The sequence below is a fragment of the Comamonas sp. Tr-654 genome (assembly GCF_011752915.1).
Classification (GTDB): Bacteria; Pseudomonadota; Gammaproteobacteria; order Burkholderiales; family Burkholderiaceae_C; genus Comamonas.
The window spans coordinates 818,841-834,278 of sequence record NZ_VWWQ01000001.1; the positions used below are offsets into that span (position 1 = coordinate 818,841).

At 62.2% G+C, this 15,438-nt stretch carries 15 protein-coding genes; 8 read left to right on the top strand and 7 right to left on the bottom strand.

From position 1 onward, the window contains the following. Positions 1-250: 250 nt before the first annotated feature. Genes hemF through F3J24_RS03680 form a run of 3 tightly spaced genes read right to left on the bottom strand, consistent with a single transcriptional unit; the run spans position 251 to position 3,212 of the window. Entirely contained in the window at positions 251-1,204 is a 954-nt protein-coding gene (hemF, locus tag F3J24_RS03670) for an oxygen-dependent coproporphyrinogen oxidase (RefSeq protein WP_167002785.1), read from the bottom strand. Further along, positions 1,204-2,496, bottom strand: coding sequence for a phosphoribosylamine--glycine ligase (gene purD / locus F3J24_RS03675; protein ID WP_167002787.1), 1,293 nt, complete (start codon positions 2,494-2,496; stop codon positions 1,204-1,206). Before purD ends, hemF begins: the two co-directional genes overlap by 1 nt. After that, positions 2,493-3,212 (bottom strand): YebC/PmpR family DNA-binding transcriptional regulator, encoded by a 720-nt coding sequence (locus tag F3J24_RS03680; protein ID WP_043373644.1) that lies wholly within the window; start codon positions 3,210-3,212, stop codon positions 2,493-2,495. The genes purD and F3J24_RS03680 overlap by 4 nt, the downstream gene beginning before the upstream one ends. 80 nt (positions 3,213-3,292) lie before the next feature. Between F3J24_RS03680 and F3J24_RS03685 the strand changes: the two genes are divergently transcribed. From F3J24_RS03685 to upp, 5 genes are all read left to right on the top strand, one after another. Then, the gene (locus F3J24_RS03685) at positions 3,293-4,828 is read left to right on the top strand and encodes a helicase HerA-like C-terminal domain-containing protein (RefSeq protein ID WP_167002790.1); all 1,536 of its coding nucleotides are present in this window, start codon (positions 3,293-3,295) and stop codon (positions 4,826-4,828) included. 259 nt (positions 4,829-5,087) lie between these two features. Then, a complete protein-coding gene (locus F3J24_RS03690; protein ID WP_167002792.1) occupies positions 5,088-6,662 on the top strand; it encodes a methyl-accepting chemotaxis protein in 1,575 nt (524 codons plus the stop codon). 89 nt (positions 6,663-6,751) lie between these two features. Continuing rightward, on the top strand, positions 6,752-7,648 hold the full coding sequence (locus F3J24_RS03695; protein ID WP_167002794.1) for an enoyl-CoA hydratase-related protein: 897 nt from the start codon (positions 6,752-6,754) through the stop codon (positions 7,646-7,648). A 182-nt stretch (positions 7,649-7,830) separates the two neighbouring features. Next, positions 7,831-8,805 (top strand): threo-3-hydroxy-L-aspartate ammonia-lyase, encoded by a 975-nt coding sequence (locus F3J24_RS03700; protein ID WP_167002796.1) that lies wholly within the window; start codon positions 7,831-7,833, stop codon positions 8,803-8,805. A gap of 111 nt (positions 8,806-8,916) precedes the next feature. Continuing rightward, entirely contained in the window at positions 8,917-9,549 is a 633-nt protein-coding gene (gene upp, locus F3J24_RS03705; protein ID WP_167002798.1) for a uracil phosphoribosyltransferase, read from the top strand. Positions 9,550-9,666: 117 nt separating this feature from the next. Here the strand turns inward: upp and F3J24_RS03710 are convergent, their stop codons facing one another. Both F3J24_RS03710 and F3J24_RS03715 read right to left on the bottom strand, forming a co-directional pair. Beyond that, entirely contained in the window at positions 9,667-10,770 is a 1,104-nt protein-coding gene (locus tag F3J24_RS03710; RefSeq protein WP_167002800.1) for a DUF6817 domain-containing protein, read from the bottom strand. A gap of 4 nt (positions 10,771-10,774) precedes the next feature. Beyond that, the gene (locus F3J24_RS03715; protein ID WP_003075612.1) at positions 10,775-11,575 is read right to left on the bottom strand and encodes a MetQ/NlpA family ABC transporter substrate-binding protein; all 801 of its coding nucleotides are present in this window, start codon (positions 11,573-11,575) and stop codon (positions 10,775-10,777) included. Positions 11,576-11,868: 293 nt separating this feature from the next. Here F3J24_RS03715 and F3J24_RS03720 point away from each other — a divergent pair, with 293 nt between their 5' ends. Then, positions 11,869-12,555: a type 1 glutamine amidotransferase domain-containing protein gene (locus tag F3J24_RS03720; RefSeq protein WP_167002802.1), complete on the top strand. Its 687-nt coding sequence runs from the start codon at positions 11,869-11,871 to the stop codon at positions 12,553-12,555. On the opposite strand, the gene F3J24_RS03725 is transcribed toward F3J24_RS03720, so the two are convergent. Beyond that, positions 12,540-12,989 carry a MerR family transcriptional regulator gene (locus F3J24_RS03725; RefSeq protein ID WP_205244590.1) on the bottom strand — a complete coding sequence of 150 codons (450 nt, stop codon included), beginning with the start codon at positions 12,987-12,989 and terminating at the stop codon, positions 12,540-12,542. The two genes, F3J24_RS03720 and F3J24_RS03725, sit on opposite strands and share 16 nt — an antisense overlap. Before the next feature lie 266 nt (positions 12,990-13,255). Between F3J24_RS03725 and F3J24_RS03730 the strand changes: the two genes are divergently transcribed. Both F3J24_RS03730 and F3J24_RS03735 read left to right on the top strand, forming a co-directional pair. Beyond that, positions 13,256-13,645, top strand: coding sequence for a hypothetical protein (locus F3J24_RS03730; RefSeq protein WP_167002806.1), 390 nt, complete (start codon positions 13,256-13,258; stop codon positions 13,643-13,645). Beyond that, positions 13,605-14,678, top strand: coding sequence for a catalase family peroxidase (locus F3J24_RS03735; RefSeq protein WP_240154232.1), 1,074 nt, complete (start codon positions 13,605-13,607; stop codon positions 14,676-14,678). Before F3J24_RS03730 ends, F3J24_RS03735 begins: the two co-directional genes overlap by 41 nt. A 209-nt stretch (positions 14,679-14,887) precedes the next feature. On the opposite strand, the gene F3J24_RS03740 is transcribed toward F3J24_RS03735, so the two are convergent. Next, the gene (locus F3J24_RS03740) at positions 14,888-15,322 is read right to left on the bottom strand and encodes a sel1 repeat family protein (protein ID WP_167002808.1); all 435 of its coding nucleotides are present in this window, start codon (positions 15,320-15,322) and stop codon (positions 14,888-14,890) included. Positions 15,323-15,438 lie beyond the last annotated feature (116 nt).

A 15,438-nucleotide genomic window follows, 5' to 3' on the forward strand; every position in this document is an offset into this window, starting at 1 on the left:
CAGGCGATGGAATCAGTAAATGATGGGATCAATATAGCGTGTGCCGCGCCACACCCGTATCAGGGTTGGGTTGGCATAGGCGTCCAGACCGCCAGGGGCCTGTGCTCTTCACGCATTGAAAAAGGTTGACGCGCCAGTCAATAGCGCGCATCCAGCTATGGAAATTATAGTTTTCAAAAAATTTCCCTGCTGACAGGGCCTTATGCCCGATCAACAGGGGAGTCCGGCCTACCGGACAGAGGCCTGCGCCTCAGAGCCAGTCACGGCGAATCAGGTACTTTTCAAGCAGATCGCGCTCGGGCGTACCGGGTGCATCCTCACGCTGATAGCTCCAGTCCGCATGAGGAGGCATGGACAGCAGGATGGACTCCGTGCGGCCGCCGGACTGCAGGCCGAAATGCGTGCCTCGATCCCAGACCAGGTTGAATTCCACATAGCGGCCACGGCGGTAGCGCTGGAAATCCACCTGCTGCTGCGTGTACTGCGCATCCCGGCGGCGTTCCACAATGGGCAGATAGGCCTTCAGAAAGGCATCGCCAACCGAGCGCAGCATGGCAAAGCTCTGCTGCTGGCCCAGTTCGCTGAAATCATCGAAGAAGATACCGCCAATGCCACGCTGCTCGTTGCGATGCTTGAGAAAGAAGTACTCATCGCACCATTGCTTGAAGCGTGGATAGAGCTGATCGCCAAATGGCGCCAGCGCATCACGGCAGCTCTGGTGGAAATGCACGGCGTCTTCCTCGAAGCCGTAGACCGGCGTCAAATCCATGCCGCCGCCAAACCAGCAGGTCTTGGGCTGCCCTTCATGGCCGGCCGAGATCATGCGCACATTCATGTGCACCGTGGGAACCAGGGGGTTGCGCGGATGAAACACCAGCGACACGCCCATGGCCTCGAACGGCGCTCCTGCCAACTCGGGCCGATGCTGTGTGGCCGAAGGCGGCAGCTGTGGCCCGCGCACATGCGAGAAACCGCAGCCTGCACGCTCGAACACGCGCCCGCCCTCCATGATCCTGGTGACGCCGTTGCCTTGCAGCTTCTCGCCCGGCTCCTTGTGCCAGGCATCTGCCAGAAACCGCGCCCCACCCTCGCCTTCGATCGCTTCCAGCGCCTCGGTGATGCGGGTCTGCAGACCCATCAGGTACTCACGCACCTCGGCCGCAGGCAACTGATCAGCCACAGAAGATGAGGATGCCTGGGTCATCAGTCGGCCTTCTTGACGGCGCGGAAGCCAATGTCGCGGCGATACTGGGCGCCATCGAAATGGATGCCACGTGCCACGTCATAGACCTTCTGCTGCGCCTGCTTGACACTGTCGGCCAGCACGGTCACGCACAGCACGCGGCCACCGCTGGTCACGGGCTGGCCGTCATCGCCCAGCTGGGTGCCTGCATGGAAGACCATGGCATCGTCGGCTGCGGCGGGCAAACCCGTGATGACATCGCCCTTGCGCGGGTCTTCTGGGTAGCCGGCAGCAGCCATGACCACGCCCAATGCAGTGCGGCGGTCCCATTGCAGCTCCAGCTGATCCAGCTTGCCTTCGCAGGCAGCCAGCATCACGTCCACCAGATCACTCTTCAGGCGCATCATGATGGGCTGGGTTTCCGGATCGCCCATGCGGCAGTTGAATTCCAGCGTCTTGAGATGGCCGGCCTTGTCGATCATCAGACCTGCGTACAGGAAGCCGGTGTAGGGCACGCCGTCTTTTTCCATGCCGCGGATGGTGGGCAGGATGATCTCACGCATGGCGCGGGCATGCACATCGGCCGTCACCACGGGCGCAGGCGAATAAGCGCCCATGCCGCCGGTATTGGGGCCCTGGTCGCCATCCTTCAAGCGCTTGTGGTCCTGGCTGGTCGCCAGCGCCAGCACGTTCTTGCCGTCGCACAGCACGATGAAGCTGGCCTCCTCGCCTTCGAGGAACTCCTCGATCACGACGCGTGCACCGCCTTCGTTGTGCTGAACACCGTACTTGTTGTCCACCAGCATGAAGTCCACGGCATCATGGGCTTCCTGCAGCGACATGGCCACCACCACTCCCTTGCCAGCAGCCAGGCCGTCGGCCTTGATGACGATGGGAGCGCCCAGGCGATCCACATAGGCGTGGGCCGCAGCGGCGTCGGTAAAGGTTTCATATTGCGCCGTGGGAATGCTGTGGCGCGCCATGAAGTCCTTGGAATAGGCCTTGGAAGACTCCAGCTGGGCTGCAGTTTTGGTCGGGCCGAAGACCTTGAGTCCGTGGGCACGGAACTCATCGACCACACCGGCCGCCAGCGGAGCCTCGGGCCCCACCACCGTCACGGCAATCTTTTCGGCCTGGGCCCATTCGCGCAGAGCCTTCACATCGGTGATGTTGAGGTTCTCCAGCTTGCCGCCAGCCAGGGCTGTGCCACCGTTACCGGGAGCCACATAGACCTTGGTCGCCTTGGGCGATTCGGCCAACTTCCACGCCAGAGCGTGCTCACGGCCACCGCCGCCAATCACAAGAATTTTCATATTTCTGCGTTGTGGTAGACGTCCTGAACGTCATCCAAGTCTTCAATCATGTCCAGCAGCTTCTGCATGCGAGCTGCATCATCGCCTTCGAGAGCGATTGTATTTTCGGGGCGCATGGTCACCTCGGCCATGTCGGCGGTAAAGCCGGCGGCCTGCAGTGCGTCACGCACGGCTTCAAAGTCGCCGGGGGCCGTCAGCACCTCGATGCCACCTTCGTCATCGGTGATCACATCCTCGGCACCAGCTTCCAGCGCGATCTCCATGACTTTCTCTTCGTCCGTACCGGGGGCAAACATGATTTGACCCACATGCTTGAACTGGAAGGCCACCGAGCCTTCGGTACCCATATTGCCGCCGTACTTGCTGAATGCGTGGCGAACATCGGCCACCGTACGCACGCGATTGTCCGTCATTGTGTCCACAATGATGGCCGCGCCGCCGATGCCATAGCCTTCGTAACGGATTTCCTCGTAGGTCACGCCGTCGAGGTTGCCCGTGGCCTTGTCGATATTGCGCTTGATATTGTCGGCCGGCATATTGGCTGCCTTGGCCTTGTCCACCGCCAGACGCAGACGCGGGTTGGCGCTCAGATCGCCCCCACCCTGGCGGGCGGCAACCATGATTTCACGAATGATGCGCGTCCAGATGCGGCCACGTTTTTCATCCTGGCGACCCTTGCGGTGCTGGATGTTGGCCCATTTGCTGTGTCCTGCCACAGGGAATCCTTTGATATTTGATTTAACCTAGCGGGAGCGATTTTACTTTTGACTGCATGCCCCCCCAGAGGAAACCCGAAATGGCTTCACCCCTTTTGATTGCCCAGCACTCTGCCACAGAATGTGTCCTGCTGCCCGGACTGGCCAATCGGCATGGCCTGATCACAGGCGCCACCGGCACCGGCAAGACCGTCACGCTGCAAAAACTGGCCGAAAGCTTCTCGCAGATCGGCGTGCCGGTTTTCATGGCCGACGTCAAAGGAGACCTGAGCGGCATCAGCCAGGCCGGCAAGATCGAAGGCAAGCTGGCGGCCTCGCTCAAGGATCGCGGCCTGACTCTGCCCCAGCCCCTGGCCTGCCCCGCAACACTGTGGGATGTGTTCGGCGAACAGGGCCACCCCGTGCGCGCCACCATCTCGGACATGGGCCCGCTGCTCATCGGCCGCATGCTGAATCTGAACGAAACCCAGATGGGCGTGCTGAATCTGGTGTTCAAGATTGCCGACGACAACGGCATGCTGCTGCTGGACCTCAAGGACCTGCGCGCCATGCTGAACTTTGTGGGCGACAACGCCAAGCAGTTCACCACCCAGTACGGCAATATCAGCTCGGCCAGCGTGGGAGCCATACAGCGCGGCCTGCTGACCATCGAAAGCCAGGGCGGCGACCGGTTCTTCGGCGAGCCCATGCTCGACATCAACGACCTGATGCAGACCGATGCCAACGGCATGGGCGTGATCAACGTGCTGGCGGCCGACAAGCTGATGAATGCCCCGCGCCTGTACTCGACTTTTTTGCTCTGGCTTCTGTCCGAGCTGTTCGAGCAGTTGCCCGAGATAGGCGACCCCGAGAAGCCCAAGCTGGTGTTTTTCTTTGACGAAGCCCACCTGCTGTTCAACGATGCGCCCAAGGTGCTGATAGAGCGCATCGAGCTGGTCGTGCGCCTGGTGCGCTCCAAGGGCGTGGGCGTGTACTTCGTCACTCAGAACCCGCTGGACGTTCCCGACAGCGTGCTCGGCCAGTTGGGCAACCGCGTGCAGCACGCCCTGCGCGCCTTCACGCCGCGCGACCAGAAGGCCGTGGCCTCGGCCGCCTCCACCATGCGCCCCAATCCGGGCCTGGATATTGCCGCCGCCATCACCGAGCTGGCCGTGGGCGAAGCCCTGATCAGCTTCCTCGACGAAAAAGGCCGCCCCAGCGTGACCGAGCGTGTGTTCGTGATTCCTCCCGGCAGCCAGCTCGGCCCCATCACGGCCGAGCAGCGCAAGGCACTGATCGAGGGTTCCCTGGTCGCCGGCGTCTACGAGAAAGCCGTGGACCGCGAGTCGGCCTTCGAGATATTGCGCGACCGTACTGCCAGTGCCGTGCCCGCCAAGCCCGGCGATGCACCTGCTGCAGCCGGAGCGGCTGGAACGGCCGCGCAAGGCGGCGCCACGGACTCCATGATGGACGGACTCAAGGAGTTGCTGTTCGGCCGTACCGGCCCGCGCGGCGGCCAGCACGACGGTCTGGTGCAGACCATGGCCAAGTCCACGGTGCGCACGGTGGGCAACAGCCTGGGCAAGGAGATTCTGCGCGGAGTGCTGGGCGGCATTCTGGGCAACAAGAAGCGCTGATTCCTACGCGCTCACTCGCTCCAAGGGCCTGCGTCAGCAGGCCTTTTTTGTGGCCGCTGGACAGAAAACGCTCAAGGCGGAAGTCATTATGTCGATACATAATAAATCCATCCCCTGGTGCCAGCCGCCAGTCTCTTGGACATGTGCTGCTGCCTGCAGGCACAGCCGCTTCTTTTCTCTACGCTAACCACGCTGCCCAGTCTTGCCGCAGACCACCAGTTCGCTCGGGCCCGGCAGTGCTTTTGCAAATTTTCAGCCAATGCAATTCAATCAATGGCGTGTATCCACCAAGCTGTGGTGCACTTTGGGCGGGCTTCTGACCATGATGCTGGCCGTCTCGCTATGGAACCAGCACTCGTCCACCCAGGCCCTGCAGGCCGGCATGCAGACCCTGACCGACTATGACAATCGCATCAATCTCGCCCTTCAGTGGAAAGGTGCCACCGAGACCACGGGCGAGCGCGTGCTCACCAGCAATATGACCACCGACGAAGCGCTGACTCAGCGTATGGACGAGCGTGTCAGCGAAGGCGTAGCCGTCAATGGTGCGCTGCAGGCACAGGTCATCAAACTGGCTCAAAGCGATGCCGACAAGGCTGCCCTGCAGAAGATCGCAGCCGTGCGCGCCGAGGTTCTGGCGCTGAACAAGCAGGCGCGGGAGATCAAGCTGACCGGCGATATCGAAGCCATGCGCGACTTCATCCGCCTGCAGTATCTGGGCGCCATTGGCCGTTATGTCGATTCGCTGCAGGACTTCGTGAAGCTGCAGGAACAGCAGCGCGACGCCGCCAGCCTTCAGTTGCAGCAAGACCAGCAAAAAGCGATCTGGCTGTCCTGGGTGGTACAGGCCCTGGTATTGACCGCCGCACTGGGCCTGGCACTGGCCCTGACCCGCTCCATCACCCAGCCCTTGAATGAAGCCGTGGAGCTGACCCAGGCCATTGCACAGGGCGATCTCACGGTGACCGCCAGCAACGACCGCCATGACGAGTTCGGCCGCCTGCTGAGCTCCGTCTCGACCATGGCAGCCCAGCTACGCAGCCTGGTGAGCGATGTGCGCACCAGCGTGCACTCCATCAGCACCGCATCGGCCGAAATCGCCACCGGCAACCACGACCTGTCTGCACGCACCGAGCAGACCGCCGCCAATCTTGAGGAAACCGCGGCCAGCATGGAACAGCTGACCGCCACCGTCGCCCAGGCCTCGGACACCGCCCGCCAGGCCAACCATCTGGCAGGCAATGCCGCACAGGTCGCTCAGCGCGGCGGCCATGTGGTGCAGTCCGTGGTCAGCAGCATGGGACGCATCAGCGACAGCGCACACCGCATCTCCGACATCATCGGCGTGATCGACTCCATCGCCTTCCAGACCAATATCCTGGCCCTCAACGCGGCGGTCGAGGCCGCGCGCGCCGGCGAACAAGGCCGAGGCTTTGCCGTGGTCGCCGGCGAAGTGCGCGCCCTGGCCCACCGCAGTGCCGAGGCGGCCAAGGAGATCAAGGCACTCATCACCACCTCCGTGGACGCCGCCCAGGAGGGCGCAGACCAGGTCTCCCAGGCGGGGCGCGTGATGGAGGAAATCGTCAGCAGCGTCGGCAAGGTCTCGGACATGATTGGCGAGATCAGTGCCTCCGCCATGGAGCAGCATGACGGCATCAGCCAGGTCAACCAGGCCGTGACCAATCTGGACCAGATGACGCAGCAGAATGCCGCCCTGGTCGAGGAATCCACGGCGGCCGCGGTCTCGCTGAGCGACCAGGCCCAACGCCTCACCGGCATGGTGTCCGTGTTCAAGGTCCAGGCTGCGGACAGAGCGCCGGCGCTGACGGCCTGAACCGGCAGGGGCATGCCGGCCACCCTGGTTTGTCCGGGGCAGTCACGCTTGTGACTGGTCCGGCCGATGCCGCAAGACACCATGCCGGCATGCCCCATACCTCTGACGACACCTTGCTGACCGCCGGTCTGAGCAGCTTTCGCCTGGACCTGGTCGACCATATTGCCCATCTGGTGCTCAACCGCCCCGATGCCTTCAACACCCTGAACCCCAGGTTCTGGCAGGAGCTGGACCTGGTGCTGGATACGCTGCAGCGCAGCGGCCAGTCGCGCGCGCTGGTGATCAGCAGCACAGGCAAGCATTTTTGCGCCGGCATGGCACTCGAGACCTTTGCCGACCCCGCCTTTGCGCCCAATGACCGTACGCCCGAGGGCCGCGCCGCCATCATCGACACCCTGGCCCAGTTGCAGTCCACCTTCAACAAGATCGAAGCCCTGCGCATGCCCGTGATCTGCGCTATCCAGGGTGCCTGCGTGGGTGGAGGGCTTGATCTGGTGGCCACTGCCTGCATACGCTATGCCAGCGCCGAATCCTTTTTCTGCGTGCAGGAGATCAATATCGGCATGACCGCCGACCTGGGCAGCCTGCAGCGCCTACCCAAGCTGATGCCGCTGGGCATCGTCAAGGAGCTGGCCTATACCGGCCGCCGCATGACTGCGCAGGAGGCCGCCAGTCAGGGTCTGGTCAACGCCGTCTACGACACGCCCGAAGCCACCGTCACAGCAGCCCTCGCCTGCGCGCGCGAAATTGCGGCCAAGCCGCCCGTGGCCATCTGGGGCAGCAAGCAGGTGATCAATTACGCGCGCGACCACAGCGTGGGCGACTCGCTGCAGCAGATGGGCTGGGTGCAGAGCGGCATCTGGAGCAACCGGCATGTCATGGAGGCCGTGGGTGCCATGCAGGCCAAGCGCGCCGGCGACTTCCCCCCGCTGGAGCCGCTGCAGGCATTTGCACCAGCACTGCCCAAAGCGGACGATCGATCCTGATTGAATAGCCATCATCCCTTTTCAATAAAGGGCTGCATGTCTTTTCCGCTCGTATTCCTCTATCTTCTCGATCGCCCGCTGAGCGCCATCGACATGGAGCCGAGCGACAACGCAGCGATTCGGGTTGAAGTGGAGCATGCCCCGTTATCATGGGTTCAGTCACCACCTCAGCCTGTCCTGCCATGAGCACAAACACCGCCCCCCTGCCCACTTACGACGATGTCGTGGCCGCTGCCCAGCGCCTGCAGGGCGTAGCCCACCGCACGCCGGTGCTGACCAGCCGCACCATGGATGAACAGCTGGGCGCGCGCCTGTTCTTCAAATGCGAGAACCTGCAGCGCATAGGCGCCTTCAAGTTTCGCGGCGCCTACAACGCTCTGGCGCAGTTCACGCCCGAGCAGCGCGAGGGCGGCGCCCTGGCCTTTTCCTCCGGCAACCATGCCCAGGCCATTGCCCAGGCAGCCCAGTTGCTGGACATGCCGGCCCTGATCGTCATGCCCGAGGATGCCCCGGCTTCCAAGATGGCGGCCACGCGCGGCTATGGCGCCCAGGTCGTCACCTACAACCGCTTCACCGAAGACCGCGAAGCCATCGCCCACAAACTGGCGACCGAGCGCGGCATGACACTGATCCCGCCCTACAACCACCGCGACGTGATCGCCGGTCAGGGCACGGCGGTCAAGGAATTGCTGGAGGAAGTGCCGGATCTGGACTATCTGTTTGTCTGCCTGGGCGGTGGTGGTCTGCTCTCGGGCAGCCTGCTGGCCGCCAACGCCCTGGCTCCGCAATGCAAGGTAATCGGCGTCGAGCCCGAAGCGGGCAACGACGTGCAGCAGTCGCTGCGTGCAGGCCATATCGTCAAGATCGATACGCCGCGCACCATTGCCGACGGCGCCCAGACCCAGGCAGCCGGTGATCTGACCTTTGCCATCATCCAGCAGCGCGTGAGCGAGGTGCTGACCGTCAACGACGAGCAATTGGTCCAGGCCATGCGCTTTTATGCCGAGCGCATGAAAATCGTGGTCGAGCCCACGGGCGCGCTCTCGCTGGCAGCCGCCATCAACGGCGGTTTGCCGCTCAAGGGCAAGCGCGTGGGCATTGTGATCAGTGGCGGCAATGTGGATTTAGAGCGTTTTGCCAGCCTGCTGTCCGAGTGACAGCGAAAATAGCGTCCGTTGCGGCCCGGCCCGCATCCGCCTGATCCCAATTTTGCAAGCACGAGCCCGCCACAAGCGGGCCTGCCTGCCTTCACCACAAAGACCAAGAACATGAGCACTCTGCATTTGATCGACCACCCTCTGGTCCAGCACAAACTGACGCTGATGCGCCGCAAGGAAGCCAGCACCAACAGCTTTCGCCGCATGCTGGGCGAGCTGTCCACCCTGATGGCCTATGAGCTGACGCGCGACTTCCCGCTGCAGGACATCGAGATCGAGACGCCCATGGAAAAAATGACGGGCAAGGTCATCGACGGCAAGAAGCTGGCCCTGGTTTCCATCCTGCGCGCAGGCAACGGCTTCCTGGACGGCATGCTCAACGTGGTGCCCGGCGCCCGTATCGGCCACATCGGCCTGTACCGCGACCCCGAGACGCTCAAGCCCGTCGAGTACTACTACAAGATGCCCGAAAACATGTGCGAGCGCGACGTGATCGTCGTCGACCCCATGCTGGCCACGGGCAACTCGGCCGTGGCCGCCGTGCAGCAACTCAAGGACAAGAGTGCCCCCAAGTCCATCAAGTTCATGTGCCTGCTGGCTGCCCCCGAAGGCGTGAAGACCATGCAGGCTGCCCACCCCGACGTGGACATCTACACCGCTGCCGTGGACCGCGAACTCAATGACCATGGCTATATCCTGCCCGGTCTGGGCGACGCGGGCGACCGTATCTTCGGCACCAAGTAAGCACGGCTGTTTGCCAACAAAAAGCCCCAGGCGCAAGGCCTTGGGGCTTTTTTCATGCTCAAAATAGCCTGTAGCGCTTATGCATCAAGCGCTGGCAGCTATCAATTTCAGATCAAGTCAGATCTGCTTCAGCGCCACATTGTTGAGCTTGTCCAGCCGAGCAGGCCAGTTGCCCTGCTGGGCCGATTGCAGCAGGATACGCGTCCAGGCAATCCAGGCATCCCATTGCACGCGCTTGTCCCAGGCATTGCCCCAGGTGCAAAAGCACTGCAGCGCGCTCTCGGCGACCCTGGCGGCATCGGTGTTGCGGCCCGCGCTCAGGTATAGCTGGGCCAGCACCATTTGCGGCTCGCCCACCCAGGGGTTGAGGGCCACCGCCTGCTCCAGCGTCGCGGTGGCTGCATCCAGATCGACCAGCGGCTGATCGAGCTGAATCACCGACCAGTACAGCGCCACGGCCGCAGCCTCGTTGCCCGCGCTCAACAGCTGGCTGCAGTTCGCAAACACGGGCGGCATCGGCAGCTGGGTCTTGAGCGCTGGATGCTGCAGCGCCTGGCCCAGGCCACTGATCTGGCTGAGCATGCGGCTGCTCGGACGCATGGGGCCGGGCCACAACGACGCCGCCCAGTGCACGGCCTGCTGACGACTGTGGTCCACGGCCGGGAAGCGCGAATAGATGTCTTCCTGCCAGCTGAACCACTGCTCCATGCTGTCGGCCATGCTGACGATCGCGAACGCAGCCACTTCATAGGCGGTGAGCCGGATGGTCTCGCGCGGCTCGGGGCCATTGCGCTCGATCTGCAGGCTGCCGTCCGCCGAGATATCGCTAGCCAGCAGCTTTTGTACGAACTGGGTGCGGCTCATGGTGCAGAACAGATAGACCAGATGCTCGGCCTGCTCCCCAACCAGGCGCTTGAGCTGCTCGCGCTCGTTGCCGGCATCGAACTTGACCAGATCGACAAAGGCATTGCCGTAGACGCTGTGCAGCAAACCCAGCTGGCGCACCTCCCTGGGTTGCTGCCACAGCGCCAGAGAGCGCGCCACACCTGCCAGATGGTGGCGAAAGGTGCCGGCCTTGTGCCAATCCTGGCCCACGCCGCGCTCCAGCACCACGGGCAGCAGCTGCGCCAGATCGGCGTCGCGGCTCAGCCATTCCTCGTCCAGCAAGGTCTTGGCACGCTCGAACAGCGCCTCATCCAGTTGATTACAGGGCTGATTCATGCGCTCACCATGCGGTTGTGTAAGCACCCTTGAAGGTCTTTTCCACAAAGGCCTTGACCTCGGGTGACTGATAGGCCTTCACAAACGCCTGCAGGCCTTTGCTGTTTTCATGGCCGGCGCGCGTGACGATGAGCACGGTCACATAAGGCGTGTTCACATCTTCCAGCGCCAGCGAATCTCCCTGAGGAGACAGGCCGGCAGCGACGGCGTAGCTGCTGTTGACGGCCGCGGCATCCAGATCATCAAGGGCGCGGGCCAGCTGAGCGGCTTCTAGCTCGACAAACCTGAGCTTTCTGGGGTTGGCTGTGATGTCCAGCACCGAGGCGCGCGCACCGGCATCCGCCTTGAGCGTGATCAATCCCTGCTTGGCCAGCACCATCAGAGCACGCGAGCCATTGGTGGGATCGTTGGGAATGCCCACACGCGCGCCGCTCTTGAGATCGGCCAGTTTTCTGACCTTTCTGGAGTACACGCCCATTTGCTGGTTCACGGCCTTGGCCACGGGCACCAGCTTGTAGCCACGGTCCTTGTTCTGGGCATCGAGGAAGGGCTGGTGCTGGTAGATGTTGGCGTCGAGATCGCCGGTGGACAGCGCCGCATTGGGCTGGATGAAGTCGCCAAACTCCACCAGCCTGACCTTCAGGCCCTGCCTGGCTGCAACCTGCTTGGCCACTTCGGCAATCTGGGCGTGGGGGCCGGCCGTCACGCCGACGGTCACGGCCAGATCCTGGGCCTGGGCCAGCAATGCGGCAGGCACCAGGGCGGCAACTGCCAGGGCTTTTACGAGAGAACGCTTGTGCACCATGGGCACCTTTCAAGACAAATCCGGGAAACGCTGGTCCACCAAGCATGTGCACGCTAAGGAACAGCAGCTTGAAACTTAACGCATAAAGCAAACCTCGGGAGCCAGGCTGAGGCCCGCCCCCATCACAAAGCAGGATGGCTGGCAGCGCGGCTCGGGAAATATCAACAAAATCCAACTCAATCCCTTATCCATCAAGCGATGAAAGCTATCAAAACAGGAATCCCTTGAACACACCGCGAGCTTGACATTGAACTGCACTTCAAGCTTAAGTTGGGAGCCACAGGAGACACCCCATGCCTCGTCGCATTCTTCACGTCGTCAGCAACGTCGCCCATTACGATGACCCTGCCGAGCCCACCGGCCTGTGGCTGTCAGAGCTCAGCCATGCCTGGGAAGTCTTTGCCCAGCGGGGTTACGCACAGCACCTGGTCAGTCCGCTGGGCGGCCACTCGCCGCTGGAGCCGCGCTCGCTGAAATGGCCGAACCGGGATGCTACGGCCAGGGCATGGCTGGCGGATGCAGCGCGCATGGCCCTGCTCTCCAACACGGCCGCCCCTGATGCCGTGGACGCGCAAGACTTTGATGCCATTTATTTCACCGGCGGCCATGCCGTGATGTGGGACTTTCCATCCTCGCAGGGGCTGCAGCGCATCACGCGCGACATCCATGAGCGCGGTGGCGTCGTTGCCTCGGTCTGCCACGGCTATTGCGGTCTGCTCGAAACCCGTCTGTCCGATGGCTCGCTGCTGGTCGCCGGACGCAGGCTGACAGGCTTTTCCTGGCTGGAGGAAAGGCTGGCAGGCGTGGCCGGCAAAGTGCCGTACAACGCCGAAGCGCTGATGCGCCAGCGCGGTGCCCAATATGAGAAAGCCCGGCTGCCTTTTGTATCCAAGGTCGTGACGGACGGCAGGCTGGTGACGGGGCAGAACCCGCAGTCGGCCCGGGCCACTGCCCTGCAGGTGGCTCAGCTGCTGGGCTGATCGGGCCGACCCGCCGCCTCCTCGTTCCGCCCCAGCAAGCGCATTTGCGACAGCACACGCCGAGCGTTGCCGGCGCAGTCCATGTCTTCGGGTCTGGCCTCGATCTGGGCGATCAGCTCGCCTAGTTCGGCGCGATTTTGCATCAGCTGTGCCAGCATCAGATCGATGCTCTGCAGCTTGTGACGCAGCGTGGCCAGCAGCTCGTCATGCTGCCACTGCTCCAGATCCTCGGGCAGCAGCTGGCGCAACTCTTGCAGGCTGAAGCCGGCCCGCTGCGCCGTGGCAATCAGCCTGAGCGCCAGCACCGCCTCTTCGGGATAGCTGCGATAGCCGTTGGCCTGGCGCTGGGCAACGCCCAGCAGGCCGATGCGCTCGTAAAAGCGAATGCGCGATGCGGCAAGACCTGTGCGCTGGGCGAGTTCTCCGATCTTCATGTGCGCCATTCTCGCGCAATCCGCGCTTGACCTTGAACCAAGCTTCAAGCTCACGCCTATACCATTCCCGGTCGTTGAGGCCGGCAAAGCCTATGCTTCAAAGAGTTGAAGCGCCGATCCATATCGGGCACCAATGGTCAGATCGCCTTGCGCGGAGTACGACGATTTCTGCCTGGGCAATCTCGGAGGATGAATGGCCAGAGATTTCAATGGAATAAACAGCGTCCTTGAACTGTTTACAGCAGGTCAACCTCAAGGAGATCTCCATGACCCGTCTCACTTCCTTCGCCACCCTCACCTCGGTGTTCCTGGCGGCCTGCGCCGTGACAACTGCCGCCCAGGCACAGACGCCCGCTTCTGCCATGAATGGCGTACTCGTGGGCCCCAATCAGATGACGCTTTATGTCTTCGACAAAGATGCCGCCGGATCCGGCAAGAGCGTATGCAACGGTGGCTGTGCCACGAACTGGCCGCCTCTGATGGTGGCCCCGGGTGCGACGGCTACCGGTGACTGGAGCTTGGTTGTCCGCGACAACGGTGACCAGCAATGGGCCTACAAGGGCCGTCCTCTCTATTACTGGGCCAAGGATGCCAAGCCCGGAGACAGAACGGGAGATGGATTGCTCAACAACAGCTGGCACATCGCCAAGCCCTGAGAACTCAAGCCTGGATCATCAAGAGGAAGAAGCAATGAAGCTCCGAAAAATGAAGCTCGCGCTTAGCTGTGTCATGATGGTGCCGCCGGTTTTCACCCTGGCAGCCGAGCGGGAAGTGACGGCACCGCAGGTGGTCCAGGCCCTGGAAGCGACCTTTGGCGTTCATCAGGGAGAGCGCCGCAATCACATCAAGGGGACCTGCGCAGTGGGTGAATTCACCGCTACCGCCGAGGCCACCAGCTACTCGCGCTCTGCACTGTTTTCCGGCCAAGCCGTTCCGGTGATTGCGCGCTTCTCGCTGGCAGGAGGAAGCCCCAAGGTTCCAGATGTTGCCCAAAGCGCGCGTGGAATGGCCTTGCAATTCAAGCTCCCCAAGGGCCAGTTGCACCAGATGTCCATGTTGAACACCCCCATGTTCGGCGCCGCCCACCCCGGAACGTTTCTGGACTTGACCGAAGCTCAGCGCCCCGATCCAGCCACCGGCAAGCCGGACCCGGAAAAGCTCAAAGCATTCAGGGCCTCCCATCCTGACAGCCTGGCTCAGGCGCAATACCTGGCCAGCCACAACCCTCCCGACAGCTACACCCGCAGCGCATTCTTTGGCATTCACACCTTCAAGTTCATCAATGCACAGGACAAGGTGACTCTGGTGCGCTGGCGCTTCGTACCGCAGGAAGGGGAGAAGCCTCTAAGCAACGAGGCGCTGAAGACGGCCGGGTCGGACTTTCTGGAAACCGCATTGATCAGCAGCACATCGAAAAAACCGGCTCGCTGGAACATGCTGGTGACGGTCGGGCAGCCGGGTGATCCGCAGGATGACCCCACGCAATCATGGCCCGCACAGCGACCTGAGTTCAAGGCTGGCACCTTGACGATCACGAGCGCTTCGACTCAGAAAGGAGGCTTGTGCGAGCCGATCAACTTTGATCCGATGGTGATGGCCGACGGCATTGCGCCCACCAATGATCCGGTGCTCCGCTTTCGCTCCCAGGCCTATGCGGTGTCATTTGGCAAGCGCTTGAGTGGTCAATGAACTTCGAGGATCAAGCTCGGTACATTCCTCCTTTGGTTCCAACAAGGCCAAAGTCAAGCAAGGGTGAACCTGGAAGGTAAGCTACCGGCCGATCTTCGACTGTCGTTGATCGGCCAGTAACGGCCACACAGTGCCGTGCCCCAGTCGCGTTGGGCATGTGGCACATCCTTGAAGATGAGGCTGCAATCTGAAAAGGGATCTTGCGCATATCACCCCTTCCACTCGGATGCGCAGGCCGTCTGGCCACTCGGTGCATTTCGCAGGCGGTTCAGAAAATTCAACTGGCTTCTGGCCGTTTGACTCCCATTTGCGACGGCTTGCCGCAGCCAGTGAGCTGCCTCGCAGCGATCCGCCTTCACCGCATTACCGTACAAGTTTGGGCCGGCCAGAAGAATCCATGCCAGTGTTTCCTGCGCTTGAGCTTCGCCATCGCGGGCCGCCTGGCGCAGCAACGCAAGCATAGGGGCATAGTCACCTGCAGTCTGGGCCTCCAAGGCCAGTTGAAATCGCTGTTCGGAGGTAGTTGCCATGTCAAAAGGCAAGGGGGCCGCCTGCGCCAGCGTGCCAGACAAGGCCGTTGCGATGAACAAACCATGCCCGGCATATCGGGCCCGTGTGGCAATTGAACGGAATTCGAATCGCATTTTTGTCTCCACTTGAACTGAGTGGACCCATCGTCGTAACAATCTCGCCCGCTGAAAATCGGGAATTTTCGAAGATGCCCTCAGGACTACCCAGAGGCTGATTCGAACTGATGTGG